The organism is Vibrio sp. 2033 (assembly GCF_033339735.1).
Window position 1 is genome coordinate 1 of record NZ_JAWOVC010000521.1, and the last position, 614, is coordinate 614.

Genomic DNA, 614 nt, shown 5'->3' on the forward strand with positions numbered 1-614 from the left:
ACAGCATTTGACCAAGTTTCATCGCTGCGCCGCGTAAGTGCGCCAGTTGATCGGTCAGCCGTGCAATATTTTGAGGGGTGAGCAAAAGGTCTTTCGCTTTCGGTCGGTTGCCTTTGGCGATTTGCTTGGTGCCTTCAGCAATAACATTGCCCGCAACTCTTGTTGTAAGCGAGGCAAATTTGCTGAATCTAGAAATACGGTGTGTTGGTAGGTTTCTTTCCTTTCCCGACATAACTCTCTCCTATTGCTCATGGTTTGTTATACGGGAAATTGAAGCCTTTGGATACAAAGTTACGAGCACCGCTGGCAGGACCAGCGGTGATTTAGGAGATTGGATGAAAGTTGCTAGTGAGAGCGTTAGCAACAGGAGCTCTTAGCTGAGTTTCTCCGAAGCGTACCAGCGGTTAGGATAGGCGTTGCTGTAATCGGGTTCTTCGATGCCTTCATACAAATCCGAACATGGTTCAAGAGGCCCCACGACGGTTCGATATGGCAGTACCCCCGCCCAAACCGGAATATCCATATCTTGAGCGTCGTCGTTGACACCAAAACGACTGATTTTTACCGATGCTTCCTCTAAAGAAATACGCAGAAGCATGGTGGCGCTGAGCTCT

General features: G+C 48.9%; 2 pseudogenes. Both read right to left on the bottom strand.

What is annotated here, in order from left to right:
* A pseudogene (locus R7P74_RS27560) lies at window positions 1–232 on the bottom strand (AarF/ABC1/UbiB kinase family protein); the annotation flags it as partial.
* Window positions 233–373: 141 nt separating this feature from the next.
* Window positions 374–614 (bottom strand): annotated as a pseudogene (locus tag R7P74_RS27565) (pyridoxamine 5'-phosphate oxidase family protein); the annotation flags it as partial.